This is a genomic window from Dellaglioa sp. CoH-55-MRSF-6, assembly GCF_056782215.1.
Genome location: NZ_JBXAYJ010000003.1, coordinates 76,605 through 97,121, shown reverse-complemented (window position 1 = coordinate 97,121; position 20,517 = coordinate 76,605). Strand labels below are relative to the sequence as shown.

Below are 20,517 nucleotides of genomic sequence, written 5' to 3'. Positions count from 1 at the left end.
TTCTCTCCTTAAAAATAATCACTTAATATCGGTTGTTCTTTAATTAATGCGCCATCGAATAACGTCACGTCGCCTGATACAAATCCATATTGTTTTAATTGTTTAAATGTTCGATACCCCATCATACTTCGTGTTAAATTTTGAATATCCGTTGTAAACGTAGTTGCTGAATTTTCAGTCTTTTCAACTTTTGTTTGTCCGTCTATTCGGCTAATTTGCCAATAGCCTTCATTAGCCTGAATAGTCGAATCTTGAACTTGAATCACAATTTGTGGAAAATCTTGCTGGTAAGGGTATCTGCTGAGAAAGTCTTCAACATTTACAATTCTTGCCATCATGTAAGGTTGCGTTGTCACTTCAACTTGAGGATTTGCCAGTACATCTGGAAATGGCTGTCCAATTGGACTCTCATAACTAAACCATTCGTATGCTGATTGATGCTTAAGCACAAAATTTTGTAATTGGAGCCAACTCTCACTTGTTTGATATATCCATTCAACGATTTTAAATTCATCAGTTTCTCTTTGATAAACAAGATAGCCTTCTGACTCATTTTTTTCATTATAATAGACCGCTACTTCCCAGTTAGGGTGTTTCTCCGCCGAATAAGTTAACCACCAATCTGGCCGTTCAATACCACCTTGTTGAGAGAGCTGATTCTGTTGGTATAATTTATTTAATTCCTCTTTTACATCCAAATAACGGTGACGTTCAACGTGACCTATGGCCTTAACTTTTAATCGTGGTAAATCCTTCGTATTCATCCGATATATCGTTTGATCAAATGTTGCTTCGTAACCGAATTTACGATAGAACGGATACGAAAATGGCGCTAAATACGATAATGTCGTTCCATTATCATACATCTCATCCAGAGCTAAATTCATTAATTGTCCAATACTACCCTGACCAGCAAATTCTGGATAACTTGCAACATAGCCAATACCACCCATTTTAAATTGAGTCCCGTGAAAATGAGTCGTAAATGGTGTATTAATCACACCGCTGACAACTTTCCCAGATTCAACTGAGCCCCAATCTGATGAATGCTCATAAAGTTTGCGAAAAAAGCTCTTTCTCTGTGCTGATACTTTTTTATTAAAGGCATAAATTGATAAATCAAAGTAACTTCCAAAATGAGTTTCATCTAACTTCATATTTGTCATGGATCTACTCAACTCCTTCTTCTGTACGAATTAACCTCTTTAAATATAGCACGGTTACCCTATTCGTGCAATCGCTTACAAAATTAGTCAATAAAAAAATCATCCAATTATTATTGGATGATCCTTCTCATTAATCAAAATGTTCTGCTTTTGGTTTGCGTCTTTTACCTTTATTTTTTTGATTTCTCAAACGAACTTTACGATGTGGTTTCTTTACTGGTTCATCAGATTGCTTTTGACCATCAACTGTTTTGGCTTTCACTTCAACTGGTTTAAGTTTCTTAGCTTTTGGTTCAGCCACACGTTCTGGTCTTTCTGTTACAATCGCACCATCATATAAGTAACCTTTTTCAATTTCAAATGGTGTATTTTTTAAATCTTGTTTTAAGGTACGTAGATCATGTTCATTTCCAAGATTAATAACCATCCCTTCAGCACCCATCCGGCCTGTCCGGCCGACACGATGAATATATGACGTCGTATCTTTAGGCATATCATAATTTACGACTGCGGGTAACATTGGAATGTCCAAACCTCGAGCGGCAACATCCGTCGTTAGTAATAATTTAATTTCATGCTTATGAAGTTGTGATAAAGCATTAGCACGATTAACTTGGCGTTGCTCGCTATCTAAGACAGCGACTGGTACATGATCATATTTTAATTTTTGAGCCATATCTTGTAACGATGATAGTTGGTTAAAGAAAACTAGTGCATAAAAATCTTCAACATTTGCTAAACGACGCAACGTTGATTGACGTTTACGCGTTGGTGTTTCAATTGAATAATGGTGAACGATACCTTGTGTTTGATCAACTTCACGAACATCATAAGTTGTCACATTAGCACCAAACCATTTTTTCAAATCATCTAATATTGCCGTTTCCGTCGCAGAAAAGAAACTTAATTGAATGCCTGCAGGTGCCTGGCTGATTAAATCACGACAAGTTGTTAGTGTTTCATCCGTTAATAAATCATCCGCTTCATCAATGACAACTGATTTAACTTTATGTAATTTAATTTTTTTATCTTCAGCTAAATTCAATAAGCGACCTGGTGTTCCGACAATAATCTCAGGTTTTTTCTTTAAATTTTCAATTTGGCGTTTCATATTAGCACCACCAATAATAGCTTGAACTTTTAAATCAAGTTCTTTAGCCCAAGGACGAATGACACCTGCTAATTGCATAGCTAATTCTTGTGAAGGTGCAATAATCAATAGTTGAATGCCATCTTTAGGTATTAATCTTTCGAGTAAAGGTAAGCTGAACGCTAATGTTTTACCAGAACCGGTTGGTGCTAATCCAAGGATATTTTCACCTGATTTTAGAGGTTCATAAACGGCTTCTTGGATGGGTGATTGTGTTTCAAAACCTTGTTCTTTAAAATATGCATCAAATTTTGGATTCATTTTAGTCTCTTTCTTTTAACTTCATAGGATTAGTTTTAATAATTAAGTATAGCATATAAAAAATAAGCTTCCATTGATTCACAGAAACTTATCTCAATAATTCTTATTTATGATCAGCTGGAAATTCAATTCCGGCACTTTTCCTTAAATCAAACAATACTTGATTAACTGTCACACTAAGTTTTTGCCATTTTATATAATCAGCTTTGTTCGTTACGTCATTGGGGTTATTGATGACTCTAGCAAAATCAATCGCTTCAGCTAACATCGGATTTTTAGCTGGTTTTTGACTAAGTAGTTCTTCTTTATCAGAGCCATCTCGATAAAGAACCTCATTTAATTCAGCTGCATTATCCATCACAATTGTGTCTTTTAGGCCATAGATTTCACTAGTTAAATATGAATTTGCTGTCTTACCAATATTTAAGGTCACTCTAAAATCTTCATAAGTTAGAATTGCGACACCTTTACCATCAACACCTGTTGGTAACATTGTTGGATAGTACTGAACTTCAAGTGGTGTACCAAACCAAGAAATAGCATTATAAACAACGTAAACACCTAAGTCTTGTAATGCACCACCAGAAAATTTTGGTGAGAAGATATTAGGTTCTTCACCTGCTAAAATAGCATCATAACGTGACGAATACTTCATATAAGTTAAAGTTGCGCCTTGGATGGTCTCTAGTTCAGTTACTTTTTGTTCAATAATTTTGAAATTATCTTGATGAATTTGTCGAGCTGCTTCAAATAATTGACTTCCAGGATGTTCCCTAAGAACCGTCTGAATAGCGGCCATTTCTGTTGGATTTGAGACCACTGGTTTTTCGGCAATAACTTTTTTACCAGCTTCAATCGCTAATTTAATTTGTTCAAAATGTAAACTATTCGGAGAAGCAATATAGATTACCTCAAATTTATCTGAATTTAAAAATTCTGTCATATTATCGTAAAAATTTGTTGCACCATATTTTTCACCAAAATCTTTGGCTTTTAATTCGGTTCTTGAATAGACACTAGTCAATTGAAATTCATTAGATTCATGCGCTGCTTCAACGAATTGACCTGTAATCCAATTTGTACCAATAATACCTAATTTAATCATACCCAATACCTCCATTTTATTATTAAATTCATTATAACAACAATTGAACCGTTTTCATAACGATTGCTTTATTTCAATTTTGTGACGATAGATTAAATTTATATATATTTTGGGCAATTCTTTCCGCTTGTTAGCTAAAAGTGCTATATTTAAGTAGAAGAGTTCTAATTAGGAGGGATAGCTGTGAAGAAACGTAGTTTTGCACTACTAGGTGCATCATTTTTTATTGGATTAACGAAAGATATTAAGTCTATAACCGCACCTAAAACTAAGGTTTCTTTACCTATTTTTTATGCTGGACATTGGCTATTCTACGATGAATTAAGTCATCGACACCATAATTTGGATATTTCATCAGACCTCACAATTCGAATTGACGAACGTGCACTCGATGGTAAGATTGAACATATAGATGAGCGTGAACTTAGTTTCTTAGATGAATATGGTTTTCATCTAAGAATTGATGCAAACGATCAAGGACCAGTGAGTTTGTTTGACGAAGCAGATAACCGGACCTATCCCATTAAATTAGCCCCAATTGTAGAATCACAAGATGATAAAAATGAAGATGTAGATTAACAGAATTTTGTTGATTATCATCTTCATTTTTTGTTTCATTACACGTTTAAATAGTCTAAAATAGTTAAATACGCATTTTAATATAGAAACGAGGACCTTTTTCCATGAACAATGATCACCTAAAACGAGATATTGGCTTTTTCGCTGCCCTTTCAACTGTAATGGGAACAGTTATCGGCGGAGGCGTTTTTTTTAAAGTTTCAAGCGTTACACAACAAACCCAATCTGCTAACTTAACTTTATTTGTTTGGTTACTTGGTGGCTTTTTAACTATCTGTGCTGGATTAACCGCTGCAGAACTTGCAGCCGCCATCCCAGAAACTGGTGGCGCCATTAAATATATCGAATATACTTATGGCCGTTTCCCAGCATTTTTACTTGGCTGGGCACAAATAATCATTTATTATCCAGCAAACATTGCAGCTCTTTCAATTATTTTTGGCACACAATTAATTAATCTTTTCCATCTTGATTCACATTTAATTATCCCATTTGCTTTAATTAGTGGAATCAGTATCACATTGATTAACTTTTTAGGCGCCAAAGTTGGTGGTACCTTTCAATCAATTTCATTAGTTTTAAAATTATTACCTATTATTGTCATTGTGATATGGGGGATTTTCACTCCTGGACAAGTGACGTTTAGTTTAATTCCGTTAACATCCGGCGCGCACCAGTCTTTCTTTACTGCTTTAAGTGGCGGCCTTCTTGCGACCATGTTTGCTTATGATGGCTGGATTGGGGTTGGAAATATTGCCGGAGAGATGCACCATCCAGAACGTGATTTACCGAAAGCCATTATTTCAGGATTATTTTTCATCACAATTATCTATACATTAATTAATTTTGTTTTTCTTAAGGCTCTTCCTATTTCAGGATTAGCTGGCAATTTAAATGCAGCTTCTGATGCCTCAAGACAACTATTTGGACAATTTGGTGGTAAGTTTGTGACCGTTGGTATCTTAATTTCAGTCTACGGTGCCACTAACGGCTATACGTTAACCGGTATGCGCGTTCCATATGCGATGGCCTTAGAAAACCAACTCCCCTTTAGTAATTGGCTAAAACGCTTATCTCCTCATACGAGAGTTCCATATATTGCGGGCTTTTTACAAATAAGTATCGCAATAATAATGATGTTCTTAGGTAGTTTTGATTTATTAACAGATATGCTTATTTTTGTTATTTGGATTTTTAATGTACTAGTTTTCGTTGCTATCTTTATATTACGAAAACGTGAACCTGAATTAAATAGACCCTATAAAGTTCCTTTATATCCAATCATTCCAATCATCGCGATTATTGGGGGTATTTTTATACTCGTTGCGACACTATTAACACAAACGACGTTAGCACTTGTTGGTCTATTAATAACGGGACTTGGCATTCCTGTTTACTTTATTCATCAAAAAAGCCAAGGATAATTATACAAATAAAAACATTCAACTTTTAGAGCCAGATAGGCTCATATCCCTTAAGTCGAATGTTTTTATTTTTTATAAATTATTTAAATAGTTACTATATCCAGCAGCTTCCATTTCTGCTTCAGGAATAAACTTCAATGAGGCAGAGTTAATACAATAACGTAATCCGCCTTGGTCTTTAGGTCCATCAGTAAATACATGACCTAAATGTGAATTTGCTTCCTTACTTCTAACTTCCGTTCGTTGATAACCAAAAAGACTATTATCAACCAACTCAGCAATCTTAGAACCTGGGATTGGTTTTGAAAATGATGGCCAACCGCAGCCAGCGTCATATTTTTCTGCTGAACTAAAAAGTGCTTCCCCACTAACAACATCAACGTAAATTCCTTTTTGATAGAAGTCATCATATTTACCGGTAAATGGCGCTTCCGTTGCAGCATGTTGTGTAACTTCAAACTCTTCATTAGTTAAACGTTCACGTAATTCTTTTTCAGTTTCTTTTGACATAATGGACCTCCTAATGTTTTAAGATATCATTAGAATACTCTTTTTCACACTGAATACAATTTATCTGTTTGCAAAAAAAAGGCCAAAAGTAAAATACCTTTGGTCTTCCTCATCTATTATATTAAATTGGTTATTTTTCTAAAATTGTAACTGTTTCAATATGTGTTGTTTGTGGGAATTGATCCACTGGTAAAATTGGTTTTGTAACTTTGTAACCATCATCTAAGAAGCTCTGTAAATCACGAACTAATGTTGAAGGGTTACAACTAATGTAAACAACTTTTTTAGGTTGCATTTTAAGTGTACTTTCAATAAATGCTGGTTCTAGCCCCTTACGAGGAGGATCGACAACTAAAACGTCAGGTCTTAAGTTAGCATGACTCCAGTTTTCCATCCAGTTTTCTGCCATCCCAGTTTCAAAACGAACATTATCAATACCATTAATCTTAGCATTTTCTTTCGCATCTTTAACCGCTGCAGAAACTAATTCTACACCATAGATTTGACGAGCATGTTTTGCCATTGATAATGAAATTGTTCCAATACCACTATAAGCATCAATAACTGTTTCATTACCAGTTAAACCAGCACGTTCAAATGCTGCAGCATATAATTTTTCTGTTTGGACAGGATTAATTTGGTAGAAAGAATGTGGTGAAATTCTAAATGTTAATCCATTTAATTGATCTTCAATATAACCAGGGCCAAATAAAACTTTGTTTTCGCGGCCTAAAATAACATTTGTCTTTTCAGAATTTGTATTTTGAACAATAGTTGTAACCTCAGGTAATGATTCACGGATTGCAGCAGTAATTTCAGTAAACATTGGTAATTTCTTAGAGCGTGTTACTAAGACAATCATCATTTGTTTTGAGTAATGACCACGGCGAACCATAATGTGACGGATAATCCCTTTATGTGCACGTTCGTCATATGCTTCCACATGGAAACGTTGTAAGACATCACGTACAGCTACGATTGCTTTATCAATTTCTTCATCTTGAATTAAAAAATCTTCAATTGCAACAAAATCATGACTGTTTTTCTTGAAGAATCCTGTTTTTAATTCACCAGCAATTTCGCGAACAGGCACTTGTGCTTTATTACGGTAATGGAAAGGATTTTCCATTCCAACAGCATCAGATACTTCAATATCCAAATGCGCTTTTTTCAATAACTCTTGAACTTGTGCTTGTTTGAATTTTAATTGTGCTGGGTATGCTAAATGTTGTAAAGGTGCAATTCCAGTTTGTGTATATGCTGAACCTTTTGTTTCAACACGATCTGGGCTCTCATTACGAAAAGCTAAAACTTTAGCGAAACCAAAGTTCTTGCTAACTTTCATTACACGAATACTAACTTTTTCGCCTGGTAATGCATTTTCAATAAATAATGGGTAGCCATCAACTTTAGCGACACCCATACCTTGATAAGTTAAATCGATAATTTCTGTATCAAATTCTTGGTTCTTTATTACTGGAGGTAGTTTTTTCATTGTTGTCCTTTCGATGTTCCTGCGTATTTACTTTATTCAACCATGTTTAACCCCTAAAAGTCAATAGTTGCCAACTCTAGAAATAAAACAGGATTGAGGCCTTTACCAAGCACCTCAATCCTACTTAATTTCTTAGTTATCTCTTACTTTACTAATTGTACCATTACCGTCAACATCTTCACTATGCATTTCTTGGACTTCTTTTACAAAATGTTCTTCAGCTGTAATTTCGGCAGCCGTACGACCTGACGTAATTGACGTTTCTGGCAATGCATCTGTATTCGCAAAAATTTCGATATGTTGCTTTAAATTTTTGAAAGTCATTGGTGCATCACCACCATATTCACCATCAATATTAATCATCATTTTATTATCGACTGGTTTAGCAATTAATTTAGACGTTTTAACATAAATCACACGTTTATCATTAATATGCTTCCCACCATTTAACACAAGTGCCATTAAATGCAACATTTCGGCGATATTAGTCGCTTTAACAATAAGCAAGGTAAACTTACCGTCATCAAGTGAAGCGTTTGGTACGATTTGTTCAAAGCCACCTACAGAGTTCGTCAATGCTAATAAAAACATTGATGCTTTCCCTTTAAAAATTCCCCCATCATACTCAAGGTTCATTTCAATTGGTTTCATTCTAGGTAACATTTCAGCACCTTTAGCTAAATAAGCCAGATAACCAAAAAGTGATTTAAATTGTGAAGGAACATCATAAGTTAATTCCGTTAATAATCCACCACCAGCGATATTAATGAAATATTTTTCTCCAGCTTGTCCAACATCCATTTTAACTGTGTTACCTTTTGCAATTACTTTTGCAGCAGCAACTGAATCATCCCTAGGTATTTTCAAAGCTCTCGCATAATCATTTGTCGTTCCAGCTGGAATAACACCTATCTTAGGTCGGTGCTTAAGACCAGCAATTCCATTAGCAACTTCATTAATGGTTCCGTCGCCACCAGCAGCAATTACTAAATCAAACCCTGATTTAGCAGCTCTCGTTGCTTCATCTCGAGCTGAATGTTTCTTCGCTGTCGTCGCATAAGCACTAGTTTCATACCCGGCATTTTCAATGATGTCTAGAATACTCACGAGATCACTTTTTAAAGCCTCACGACCGGATGTTGGGTTATAGATAATTCTGGCTCTTTTTCTCATTCCGTTCCTCCACATGAATCTTATTTTAATAAGATTATCTTTGCTTCAATGAGGCCATCAATAATTGATTGACCACATTAGGATTTGCTTGTCCCTGTGTTTGTTTCATGATTTGTCCGATTAAGAATCCAACAGCACGATCTTTACCATTTTTGAAATCTTCAATTGATTGTTCATTGTTATCTAAAATACCATCAATAATGGGTTGTAACTTAGCTGGGTCAGATAATTGAACAAGTCCCTTAGACTCAACCCAAGCTTTAGGTTCGCTACCATTTTTAATAATTTCTTGGAAAACTTTTTTAGCAATCTTACTTGAAATTGTTTCATCAGTAATTAAATTAATCATTCCAGCAAGATTTGCTGGTGTTAATTTAGTATCTTGTAAGTTTAATTTATTTGTATTCATGAACGCATTAACTTCACCCATTAACCAGTTAGCAGCTAACTTAGGATCTGCATCTAACTTAATTGTGTCTTCAAAGAAATCTGACATTTCTTTTGTTTGTGTTAAGACTTCAGCATCATATTCAGGCAAGCCTAATTCACTTGCATAGCGTGTCCGTCGTTTGTCAGGCATTTCGGGAATTGATTCTCTAACTTCTTGAATCCAGTCATCACTAATATGAATTGGTGGAATATCTGGTTCTGGGAAATAACGATAATCGCTAGCCCCTTCTTTGACACGCATCAAAATAGTTGTACCAGTTGGTGCATCAAAACGGCGTGTTTCTTGTTGAACAATACCACCAGACATCAAGACATTTATTTGACGTTTTTCTTCAAATTCAAGTCCTTTACGCACATTTTCAAATGAATTTAAATTTTTCATTTCAGTTTTTGTCCCATAACCGGGTTGGCCAATTGGGTTAATTGAAATATTAACATCAATTCGCATTGATCCTTCTTCCATCTTCACATCAGAAACACCGGTAAATTGAATAACTTGACGTAATTTTTCAAGATATGTGTAAGCTTCTTCAGGTGTTTTGATATCAGGACGTGAAACAATTTCAATCAAAGGTGTTCCTTGACGGTTTAAATCGACATAAGAATAGCCGTTAGGATTATGCGTATTTTTACCCGCATCTTCTTCAACGTGCATTTCTTCAATTCCGATTTTTTTCGTTTCGCCATTAACTTCAATTTCTAAGAAGCCGTTACGACCAATAGGTTCTTCTGATTGTGTGATCTGGTAAGCTTTTGGATTATCAGGATAAAAGTAATTTTTTCGGTCAAAATGGTTATCCTTTGTGATTTCACAATTTAAAGCTAAGGCAGCACGCATTCCGTATTCAATTGCCCCTTTATTGGCAGTTGGTAAAACACCTGGATAACCCCAGTCAATAACGTTGGTATTCGTATTAGGTTCTGCCCCAAAATCAACTTTTGAAGGTGAGAATGCCTTAGAGTTAGTTTTCATTTCAATATGAACTTCAAGTCCAATTGTTGTTTCAAAATTCATTAGTTTTGGCCTCCTAACGTAGGGACTTCTTTATGGAAATCAGTTGCTTGTTCAAATGCGTAACCAGCACGATACATTGTTGCTTCATCGAATGATTTCGCAATTAATTGTAATCCAACTGGTAAGCCATTTGAGAATCCAGCAGGAACTGACATGCCGGGTAGTCCAGCCAAGTTAACTGGAATCGTTAAAATATCATTCATATACATTGTAATTGGGTCTTCAATTTTATCACCAATATTAAATGCTGTATTAGGTGCAGTAGGCCCAATAATCAAATCATAATCATTGAATACATTACGGAAATCATTGCAGATTAAAGTCCGAACTTGAGCTGCTTTCTTGAAGAAAGCGTCATAAGTTCCAGCAGATAATGAGAATGTTCCTAACATAATCCGACGTTTAACTTCATCCCCAAAACCTTCTGAACGAGAACGTACATAAACATCTTCCAAACTCTTAACGTCTTGTGCACGGAATCCATAACGAATACCATCAAAACGTTGTAAATTAGATGATGCCTCAGAAGAAGCTAGAATATAGTAAACGGGCACACCATATTTACTGTTTGGTAAACTAACTTCGTCAACTGTTGCGCCAAGTTCTTCAAACGTCTTAACTGCTTTTTGAATGGCTTCTTTAACACCAGCATCAACACCCTCACCTAAATACTCTTTAGGTAAAGCAATCTTCATTCCTTTAATATCGCCAGTTAATCCAGCAGTAAAATCAGGAACAGCTTGCGCTGAACTCGTTGAATCATGAACATCGTTACCACTGATTGCATTTAAAACAGCAGCGTTATCTTTAACGCCACGTGTGAATGGTCCAATTTGGTCCAAACTTGATGCAAATGCAATTAAACCATAACGTGATACACGACCATAAGTTGGTTTTGTTCCTACGACACCATTAAATGAAGCAGGTTGACGGATAGAACCACCAGTATCTGAGCCTAAAGCAGCAATAACTTCACCTGAAGCAACTGCAGCAGCTGAACCACCTGATGAGCCACCGGGAACCTTCGTTGTATTCCAAGGGTTTTTTGTTGTTTTAAAAGCTGACGTTTCAGTAGAACCACCCATAGCAAATTCATCCATGTTTGTTTTACCAATTGTCACCATTTGTGCTTGGCGCATTTTTTCAATCACTGTTGCATCATATATTGGATTGAAATTTTCTAACATTTTGCTTGCAGCAGTTGTTGTTAAATCCTTTGTCACAATATTATCTTTAACAGCCATTGGTATCCCGGCTAAGACATTATTTGCATCGATACCAGCAGCATCAACAGCCTTAGCTTGGCTAAGTGCCATTTCTTCGTTCATTGCGAGGAAAGCAGAAATCTTTGAATCACGTGCTTTAATTTCAGCAAAGGTTGCCTTCGTTAATTCTTCAGAACTCATTTCTTTATTAACTAATGCGTCATGTAAACTTGATAAATCTTGTTTGAAATAATCCATGCTTAAGCTTCCTCACTTTCATCAATAATTGCTGGCACTTTAATAAGGCCATTTTCACTATCCGGTGCATTTTTAAAGAGTAAGTCTCGATCTGTTCCTTCTTCTGCGACATCTTCACGCATCACATTGAGAACATCTGTAATATGTGTCGTTACTGGAACGCCTGTTGTATCTACTTCTGATAATTGTTCAGCCATTCCGATAATATCATCTAATTGACTGGTAAATAGTTCTAAATCTGTATCACTGAGTTCTAGTTTAGCTAACTCTGAGACATGTTTGACTTCTTCTTTACTAATTGACATTCAAAACCATCCCTTCAAAATTCAAATTAATTTCTTTTTAATAACTGGTAAATACATGCGTATAGTATGTGCTTTCTTTAGCTGTTTTGGCAAGGAAACTTTGCATTGTCCCATCACTACCTTTGATAGTAATGTCAATTGGAATCCCTGATGCTAAATATTTCACGGCCGTTGTTGATAAATATTGAGTGAAACTAATAATCTCTGTTTCACTATAAAATTGAGTTGTAATATTGATGTGCATCCCTGTAATTGCTTTGTTTTTATATTGTACCTGTGCTGTTACACCTGCTAAATTAGGAAAGAAACTTTGAACTTCAGTTTTAAAATTCGTAAATGTCGTTTCATCATTTGTATTAGGTGATGTGGCCGTCGATGTCGTTGGGAACGTATAACTCTTAATTGAAACATCATCCCAATTATCAATCGTCGTTTTACCATTCTTATTCACAGCGTAGGCGTAGAAACTACCGCCAACTAAACTATCGTTTGGTGCTTGCTTGTACATTGCCACCATGATTGGAACGCTATCACTAATTCCTTTGGTTTTACGAAGACGAGCAACCACTTTGTTAGCAGCTTCTTTACCCTTTTCTCTCATTGTTGCATCAGAAATAACGGTTTTATATTCAGCCCCATATTCTTCTTTTTGATAATAATCAACTGAGTTCATTCCGATACCTACCGAGATACCCGAGAGTGATAATTTGCTGCCTTTTTTTGTCATAAAATCTTGTTCTTCAACTTGCTGTACATACATGGGATTACGGTCTGTTTCACCCGTTTTACCATTACTCTTAGGGTTTAATCCGTCTTTATTAGCACTTGATTCACGTCCTAACCAGCTTTGAACAGTCGTTTTTGTTAAATATTGTCCTTCTTGGAAAATATAACTGTCAGTAGCAAATTGATCTTTAGATAAATCTAACAGACCAGATTCAAAACTTTTTAAATTCAAGACATTGTCATTTTGTGTGAGTGCCACACCTCTTGATTTACTTGTTAAATATTTACCATCTTTAATGACACCTTCATAGTTACTATCACTTGTTTGGCCAGTTGTCTGGTAACCAGAACTTGATGTATTTTTAGAGGTTCCCGACGAGCCTGATGAGGCAACATTGCCACAGGCTGCTAAGAAAATTAACGAGAAACTTAACATAAGTCCAATCTTAATTTTTTTCATATGACACTCCTTCCATAACTGAGATAAATTGTTGTTCATCCCAAATTTCAATTTCTAGTTGCTTCGCTTTTGTTAACTTACTTCCAGCATCATGCCCGGCAATTAATAGGTCTGTTTTTTTCGAAACACTACCAACAACAGAAGCACCATTTGCTTCAAGCCATTTTTTAGCATCGCTTCGTTTCAACTGATCAAGTGTTCCCGTTAGGACAACTTTCTTATCCATCACGGGACTACCTTCAGCTAATTCTGCAATTTCAGCAGTTGTTTTGCCTAAAAAGGTTAAGTTAACTTGCGCATTATCCAGTTCATCAATCAATTCACGAACTTGGTCATTGGCAAAATAAGTCACAAGACTATCCGCAATCACCTGTCCGATTGAATCAATGACGAGAATATCTTCGGAAATTGCTGTCATTAATTGATGAATATCTTTAAATTCGGCTGAAACCAATCGAGCAGCCTTAGCTCCAACATGCCGAATTCCTAGTCCAAATAATAAGCGTTCCACTGAATTTTGTCGGCTAATATCAATTGCATTTAATAATTTATTAACCGATTTTTCTTTGAAATTATCTAGCGTTAACAGTTGATCGGCAGTTAACTGATACAATCCTGCAACATCACTAATTAACTTATTTTCAAATAATTGTTCAACAATTTTAGGCCCTAGTCCATCAATATTCATCGCATTTCTAGAAGCAAAATGTGCCAGACTCTCTTTAATGAGTGCGGGACATTTTGGATTGATACAACGTAATGCAACTTCTTCATCCAGATGAACTAATATTGCTCCACAAACTGGGCAGTTCGTTGGCAAACTATACACAACACTGTCTTCTGGTCGTTTATCTAAGACAACTTCAGAAATTTCTGGAATAATATCCCCAGCCTTATGCAACTTAACCGTATCGTTAATTCTAATATCTTTTTGTTTCAGTAAATCCCCATTATGCAATGATGCCCGAGAAACTGTTGTTCCCGCTAACTGCACAGGATTCATGATTGCAGTTGGTGTTACGACACCTGTTCGACCAATCGTCCATTCAATATCTAGAACTTTAGTTTCTTGCTCGTCTGGCGGGAATTTATAGGCAATTGCCCATTTTGGAACTTTAACCGTATTACCAACTTCATCATGAATCGTGAATAAATTTGCTTTAATAACAATACCATCGATATCGTAAGATAAATCATGACGTTTTGCTTGATATTCATTAATGTATGCCGAAATTTCTGTCATATCACTCGTAACACGTGATTCAGTATTTGTTCTAAATCCAAGTTTAGACAAGCGTTTTAACGCATCACTTTGAGTTTTGACATCCGGATCAACTATATAATAGATAAATGTACTCAATTGTCGTTGAGCCGTTTCAGCTGTATTTAATTGTCGTAAACTACCTGCTGCTGCATTCCTAGGATTAGCAAATACCGTTTCTCCAGCTTCCTCGCGACGTTTATTCAACGCAACAAACGCCTTTGTTGGCATGTAACATTCTCCACGAACTTCAATTGAAATGGGTTCCGTCAATGTTAGTGGAATTGATTTGACTGTTTTAAGATTTTCAGTAATATTTTCACCAATTGTGCCATCTCCACGAGTTGATCCTTTAACGAATACACCATTTTCATATGTTAACGAAATGGCCAATCCATCAATTTTGAGTTCAGTATTGTAACTTACCTCAGCATCAACTGATTTTTGTAATCGTTGATCAAATTCCGATAGTTCTTCAATGGAAAAGACATCCCCCAATGAAAGCATTGGTACTTCATGCGAAACTTTTTCAAAACCAGGCAGTACCTGGCCACCAACACGTTGCGTTGGTGAATTAGGTGTCACTAAATTAGGAAAGGCTTTTTCAAGTTCTACTAGTTGTAGGTAGTGTTCATCATAAACATGATCTTCAACTGTTGGCTGATCAAGGACATAATATTGACGCGTCCATTTGATTAAGTCAGTTTTTAATTGATTCACTCTATTAGTTGCTTCTTCCAATGTTATGGCTTGATTTGACAAACTTGAACCCTCCTTTTATTTAGTCCACTTTTTTTGTAATTGGTGCAAAAGCTGTCAACAGACGCTTAATCCCTTGTTCTTTGAAAGCAATATCAAGTTCAGCATCCGAACCTGATCCTGAAACTTTAACGATTGTCCCAGTACCCCAAGCTTTATGTTCCACTTTTTCACCAATACGCCAAACAACTGCATCAGCACCTGTACCATTATCACGTTCAACGGTTTTAGCAGGTCGACGGTATGTTGTCGCCGTCGCACGTTGATTGGAATACGATGAATTACGAGATGGTGCTGCCGTTTGATTATCTAATTCAAGTAATGACTCATCTATTTCACCAATGAAACGTGAAGCTTGATTACTTTGACGACGACCATACAACATTCTTGAAAAAGCATTTGTTAAATATAATTTGCGTTCAGCACGAGTAATTCCGACATATGCTAAACGACGTTCTTCCTCAAGTTGATCATCTTCTAACATGGCACGAGAAAGAGGGAATATGCCTTCTTCCAATCCCATTAAAAAGATAACTGGAAATTCAAGTCCTTTAGCGGCATGTAATGTCATCAATGTGACTTCTTCAGGTTCTTCTTCAATATCATCTTGTGCAGAAACTAGTGCTAAATCAGCTAAGAAATCAACATAACGGTCACTATCATCTTCTTCAGCTTCCCAACGATCATCAAATTGCTGAGTTACAGACAAGAATTCTTCAACGTTTTCAAGTCGCGTTTCATTTTCAATCGTTTTCGTCTTTTTCAAATTAGCTTCATAACCTGATTGTTTTAAAATTTCTTTTGTTAACTCGGTCACATTCAAGAACTCACGCATTTTTTGTAATCCACGAATCATTGTGGCAAATTCTTGTAATGATTTTTCAGCTTTACCAGAAATATTAGCAAGCGCTGAGTTTTCAGCACCTTCAAGCATTGTCCAATTATTCATATCTGAAAATTCACGTAATTTGTCCACACTACTTGCACCGATACCGCGTTTTGGGACATTTACAATACGATCAAAACTCATTGAATCTTGATCATTAGCAATTAAACGAATGTAGCCTAAGATATCTCGAATTTCCAATCGCTCGTAGAATTTGTGTCCACCAACCATTTTGTAAGGAACGCTTGATTTTAAGAATGTCTCTTCAATCACACGAGACTGTGCATTCGTTCGATATAAAATGGCGAAATCACCGTAATTTAAGTGATTATCTTTAATTTGTTCTTGAATTTTTTCAACCACATAATGTGATTCATCATTTTCACTTTGGCCACGGTAGTAAGAAATTTTCTCACCATCTTTATTATCAGTCCAAAGACTCTTATCACTGCGGTTCGTATTATTATCAATAACTGCATTGGCAGCATTCAGAATTGTTTTCGTTGAACGATAGTTTTGTTCCAACTTAACAACATCAGCATCAGGATAATCTTTTTCAAAATTCATAATGTTATCCATGTTTGCCCCACGCCAACCGTAAATACTTTGGTCAGCATCCCCGACGACGCAGAGATTTTTGAAACGTTCAGCTAACATGTTTACTAAGGTATATTGTGCTTCATTAGTATCCTGATATTCATCCACATGGATATATTGAAATTTATTTTGATAAAAAGCCAATGTTTCAGGCTTTTCTTTAAATAAACGGATAGTTAACATAATTAAATCATCGAAATCAACTGCTTGATTTGAGCGTAACTCTTTTTGATATGCCGTATAAACTTTAGCTACCATTTGTTCGAACATACTTGCAGCACGTTCTGCGTATTCTTTTTCTGTTAATAAATCATTTTTTGCATTTGAAATTGCTCCTAAAACGGTTCTTGGGTCAAATTTTTGTGGATCAATATTTTGTTCTTTTAAAATACGTTTTACTAAAGTCTTTTGTTCACCTGGGTCGGCAATTGTAAATGCACGATTATAACCAATTTGGTCAATATCACGTCGCAAAATACGAACACAAAGTGCATGGAATGTTGAAACCCAAACATCTTCTGCCCCTTTGTTAAGTAATTTATTAACACGTTCGCGCATCTCTTTTGATGCTTTATTTGTAAATGTGATTGCTAATACGTTCCATGGATTGATACCTTTTTCTTCAATTAAGTAAGCAACGCGATGCGTTAATACTCGCGTTTTACCACTTCCAGCTCCAGCCATAATTAAGAGTGGTCCCTCTGTTTTTAGGACAGCTTCTTTTTGTTTGTTATTCATTCCGTTCAATAAGCTTTCAGTAGTCAAATTAATCAATCCTCTCTATAAATCAGTCATTATTTATTATAGCAAAAAAACGCCTTAACTTCTTTAATTTTTATGAATATATGTCTCAACTTGTTCATAAAAAAAGACGAACCGATTCAAAACGATTCATCCTTCTAATTTCATTTAATTTGTTGTTTCTTTTTTATCCCAAATGCCTGTATCTTCAATTTGATTCAATGCTTCACGAACTGAATCTGACTGAACCAAAATATGCCCAGCACGATCTAATTTATGATTTTCAGGGTAACGATAAAAATGGTAATACCAATTATTTTTAAGAACCCACTGTGTCTTTAAATCGGCACGTTCTTCTTCTTTTAATGACACCATAACAGTTGGTGCAAGGAATTTCACTTTTGATAGTGGCAATCCACAAATGGCACGTAAATGCTGTTCATACATGCTAACGTTTGTTGCTTTATCAAAAACATACCCTGATTGATGCATAGCGGGCACGACACGTTTAACATAAATTGCACCTGATTTAGTTACAAAGTAGCCAATTTCTAATGCGCCAGTGTAGTCTAGATTTTCCGCAACTTTAATGGCAATTTTATGCATTTCAGCAGAAATTTCTGTATCTAAGTTAGCTGGTACGATTGATTCGTGTAATCGATGATCACGATATTTATTTTCAACAGCTGGGAAAAAATTAATTTCCTTACCATTTTTGATAAGAACCATTGAGATTTCTTGTTCATAAGGAATCCATGATTCTAAAATATAGGTGCCACGTTCAACCAAGTACGCCGCATCTGAAATATCAGTTTGCGTATTGAGAACACTCTGGTAACTTTTACCAAACCCTTTTTGGATTGGTTTTAAAACGCTGGGATACCCAATTGAAAGTACAGAATTATACACATCTTCTAATGATACAATTGTTTCAAAAGGTGGAATATTAATATTTAATTGTTCAAAAAAAGCTCTTTCCAACAAGCGGTCTTGCATAATTTCTAATGCATTATACTTTTGTGGCACATAAGTATATTTTGAAATATATTCAATCACTTCTGAATTAACGTGTTCAGATTCATACGTCACAATATCTGTTCGTTCAGCGAATTCTTTCAATTTATCCTTATCATTCATCTTACCTACAACAGAATAATCTGCTAATTGAAGTGTCTCACTAACTTCATTTTGACTGTATGCTGCGATTTTAAACCCTAAATTTCTTGCAGCCATAGCCAACATTGCACCCGTTGGACTATCTCCGATTATTCCCAATGTACTTCCAGGAAAGATAACTTTTTTTTCCACTATATATTCACTACTTTCTACTTTTGCTTTATACCCTTAATCATACTGTTATCCCGCGGGGCAATCAAGTTTTAACAACCATAATTTAACAATTTTATAAGAAAATAAAAAAGAGCACATTTTGCGCTCTTTTCGTTAATTTAATCTTCAAAATGAACTTGATCACCATCAAATGATGAAATTTTAGCAAGTGATTCTAAACGTACGCCACGTTCATGAATTAATTCGGCACCTTTTTGGAATGATTTTTCAATTACAATTCCAATTCCAGCAATTTCTGCCTTAGCTTCGTCACAAATTTGGAAGAGTCCTTCAGCTGCTTGGCCATTTGCCAAGAAGTCATCAATGATTAAAACACGATCGTTTTCACCTAAAAACTTGTTGGCAACGGCAATTGTATTTTCAACTTTCTTTGTGTACGAGTAAACAGAAGCAGAATATAAATCATTTTGCATCGTAACGCTCTTATTTTTACGTGCGAAGACAACAGGAACATGAAATTGTAACCCAACGAATACTGCTGGGGCAATACCTGATGATTCAACTGTTAAAATTTTAGTAATTTTTTCATTTTTGAATAATTCAGCAAATTCCACACCCATTGCTAACATTAAATCAGGATCAACTTGGTGATTTAAAAATTGATCGACCTTCAATACATCTCCTGGTAATACAATACCATCTTGCATAATTCTGTCTTCTAAAAGTTTCACGTGGGGTACGCTCCTCTTGCTATTTATATTTTTTTGGGTATAAAAATAGCTTTTTCACTTCGGTATAAGTAAAAAAGCTACATTCCGGTTTTGAATGACTTAAGAATAACATAATATAAGGGTAATTTCAATTTGAATCTACTCATTTATCGTTATTATACTTGACATTAATCCCGTTTATTTATCATATTTATCTAAATGATATTGTTTAATGATATCTGTTAATTTTGTACTATAATCATTATCTGTTGCGTACCCATCAACTACTAAAGCTGCTGCTGCATCTTCGTAAGTTGCTGCAGAAAGAACGTCAGCAAATTGTGTTTTATTCCATGTATTTCCATTAGCTAATAATTTCGAATGAGACATAATTGCTTCGTCCCAATCTTTGAAGACGATAAATTTAGCCGTAACCGTCTTCCATGTGCCATCTTTTTCTTGTTCTTTAGTTTTGAAATCTTTTGCACGTGCGCCCGTTCCTTTAATTCCAAATAGGTTATTGTAGTCTTTAGCTAAAGAACTCGTTCCCCAATCAGATTCTAAGATAGCTTGTGCAATTGTAATACTAGAAAAGACTTTATATTTTTTTTGCATTTTTTGTGCTTCAGGTGCTACTTTCTTAATAAATGCTTGTTTTTTAGCTTCTGCTGCTGCTTTTTTTGCTGATTCACTTGCTTCAATTTTTGAGGTTGATAATGACGTCGCAATAGATTCATCTCGAGCAACATTCTTTTTATGAACGTTCATTGAAACAACGACTGTAATAATACCAAGAATTAAAATTAAAACAACAATATTCGCAACTTGAATTTTACCGTTCTTTACAAAAATCCCCCGACCATTTTTCTTTTTCATTAGTACACCCGTCCCTATACATTTAATTGTTTCACTTATTTTACCCTAATTCTATATCTATTACCATCGTATTTTTTCTCTTTTTATTAAATTTCTGTTAAGCTTGAGCTATCTT

At 35.3% G+C, this 20,517-nt stretch carries 17 protein-coding genes; 2 read left to right on the top strand and 15 right to left on the bottom strand.

Annotation, left to right across the window (positions count from 1 at the left end; genetic code table 11):
* Positions 1-8: 8 nt before the first annotated feature.
* From AC1RPK_RS04230 to AC1RPK_RS04220, 3 genes are all read right to left on the bottom strand, one after another.
* On the bottom strand, positions 9-1,166 hold the full coding sequence (locus AC1RPK_RS04230) for a GNAT family N-acetyltransferase (RefSeq protein ID WP_481761563.1): 1,158 nt from the start codon (positions 1,164-1,166) through the stop codon (positions 9-11).
* Positions 1,167-1,296: 130 nt separating this feature from the next.
* A complete protein-coding gene (locus AC1RPK_RS04225) occupies positions 1,297-2,577 on the bottom strand; it encodes a DEAD/DEAH box helicase (RefSeq protein ID WP_481761564.1) in 1,281 nt (426 codons plus the stop codon).
* Between the two features lie 103 nt (positions 2,578-2,680).
* Positions 2,681-3,682 (bottom strand): Gfo/Idh/MocA family protein, encoded by a 1,002-nt coding sequence (locus AC1RPK_RS04220; protein WP_481761565.1) that lies wholly within the window; start codon positions 3,680-3,682, stop codon positions 2,681-2,683.
* 183 nt (positions 3,683-3,865) lie between these two features.
* Between AC1RPK_RS04220 and AC1RPK_RS04215 the strand changes: the two genes are divergently transcribed.
* Both AC1RPK_RS04215 and AC1RPK_RS04210 read left to right on the top strand, forming a co-directional pair.
* On the top strand, positions 3,866-4,261 hold the full coding sequence (locus AC1RPK_RS04215) for a DUF4828 domain-containing protein (protein WP_481761566.1): 396 nt from the start codon (positions 3,866-3,868) through the stop codon (positions 4,259-4,261).
* A gap of 104 nt (positions 4,262-4,365) precedes the next feature.
* A complete protein-coding gene (locus AC1RPK_RS04210; RefSeq protein ID WP_481761567.1) occupies positions 4,366-5,685 on the top strand; it encodes an APC family permease in 1,320 nt (439 codons plus the stop codon).
* A 72-nt stretch (positions 5,686-5,757) separates the two neighbouring features.
* Here AC1RPK_RS04210 and msrB read toward each other — a convergent pair whose 3' ends face one another.
* From msrB to AC1RPK_RS04150, 12 genes are all read right to left on the bottom strand, one after another.
* A complete protein-coding gene (gene msrB / locus AC1RPK_RS04205) occupies positions 5,758-6,195 on the bottom strand; it encodes a peptide-methionine (R)-S-oxide reductase MsrB (protein WP_481761568.1) in 438 nt (145 codons plus the stop codon).
* 130 nt (positions 6,196-6,325) lie between these two features.
* Positions 6,326-7,690 carry a 23S rRNA (uracil(1939)-C(5))-methyltransferase RlmD gene (gene rlmD / locus AC1RPK_RS04200; protein WP_481761569.1) on the bottom strand — a complete coding sequence of 455 codons (1,365 nt, stop codon included), beginning with the start codon at positions 7,688-7,690 and terminating at the stop codon, positions 6,326-6,328.
* Positions 7,691-7,822: 132 nt separating this feature from the next.
* Positions 7,823-8,863, bottom strand: coding sequence for a diacylglycerol kinase (locus AC1RPK_RS04195; RefSeq protein WP_481761570.1), 1,041 nt, complete (start codon positions 8,861-8,863; stop codon positions 7,823-7,825).
* 34 nt (positions 8,864-8,897) lie between these two features.
* The gene (gatB, locus tag AC1RPK_RS04190) at positions 8,898-10,328 is read right to left on the bottom strand and encodes an Asp-tRNA(Asn)/Glu-tRNA(Gln) amidotransferase subunit GatB (RefSeq protein WP_481761571.1); all 1,431 of its coding nucleotides are present in this window, start codon (positions 10,326-10,328) and stop codon (positions 8,898-8,900) included.
* Complete coding sequence (gene gatA, locus AC1RPK_RS04185) at positions 10,328-11,791, bottom strand: Asp-tRNA(Asn)/Glu-tRNA(Gln) amidotransferase subunit GatA (protein WP_481761572.1); 1,464 nt, start codon at positions 11,789-11,791, stop codon at positions 10,328-10,330. Before gatA ends, gatB begins: the two co-directional genes overlap by 1 nt.
* Positions 11,792-11,793: 2 nt before the next feature.
* Positions 11,794-12,096, bottom strand: coding sequence for an Asp-tRNA(Asn)/Glu-tRNA(Gln) amidotransferase subunit GatC (gene gatC / locus AC1RPK_RS04180; protein WP_409022077.1), 303 nt, complete (start codon positions 12,094-12,096; stop codon positions 11,794-11,796).
* Between the two features lie 37 nt (positions 12,097-12,133).
* On the bottom strand, positions 12,134-13,282 hold the full coding sequence (locus tag AC1RPK_RS04175) for a CamS family sex pheromone protein (RefSeq protein ID WP_481761573.1): 1,149 nt from the start codon (positions 13,280-13,282) through the stop codon (positions 12,134-12,136).
* Positions 13,269-15,290: an NAD-dependent DNA ligase LigA gene (gene ligA, locus AC1RPK_RS04170; RefSeq protein ID WP_481761630.1), complete on the bottom strand. Its 2,022-nt coding sequence runs from the start codon at positions 15,288-15,290 to the stop codon at positions 13,269-13,271. Before ligA ends, AC1RPK_RS04175 begins: the two co-directional genes overlap by 14 nt.
* 34 nt (positions 15,291-15,324) lie before the next feature.
* Complete coding sequence (pcrA, locus tag AC1RPK_RS04165; RefSeq protein WP_481761574.1) at positions 15,325-17,550, bottom strand: DNA helicase PcrA; 2,226 nt, start codon at positions 17,548-17,550, stop codon at positions 15,325-15,327.
* A gap of 144 nt (positions 17,551-17,694) precedes the next feature.
* Positions 17,695-18,834 carry a 5-(carboxyamino)imidazole ribonucleotide synthase gene (locus AC1RPK_RS04160; protein WP_481761575.1) on the bottom strand — a complete coding sequence of 380 codons (1,140 nt, stop codon included), beginning with the start codon at positions 18,832-18,834 and terminating at the stop codon, positions 17,695-17,697.
* A 140-nt stretch (positions 18,835-18,974) separates the two neighbouring features.
* Positions 18,975-19,547 (bottom strand): xanthine phosphoribosyltransferase, encoded by a 573-nt coding sequence (locus AC1RPK_RS04155; RefSeq protein WP_409022073.1) that lies wholly within the window; start codon positions 19,545-19,547, stop codon positions 18,975-18,977.
* Between the two features lie 177 nt (positions 19,548-19,724).
* Positions 19,725-20,402 carry a glycoside hydrolase family 73 protein gene (locus tag AC1RPK_RS04150; protein ID WP_481761576.1) on the bottom strand — a complete coding sequence of 226 codons (678 nt, stop codon included), beginning with the start codon at positions 20,400-20,402 and terminating at the stop codon, positions 19,725-19,727.
* Positions 20,403-20,517 lie beyond the last annotated feature (115 nt).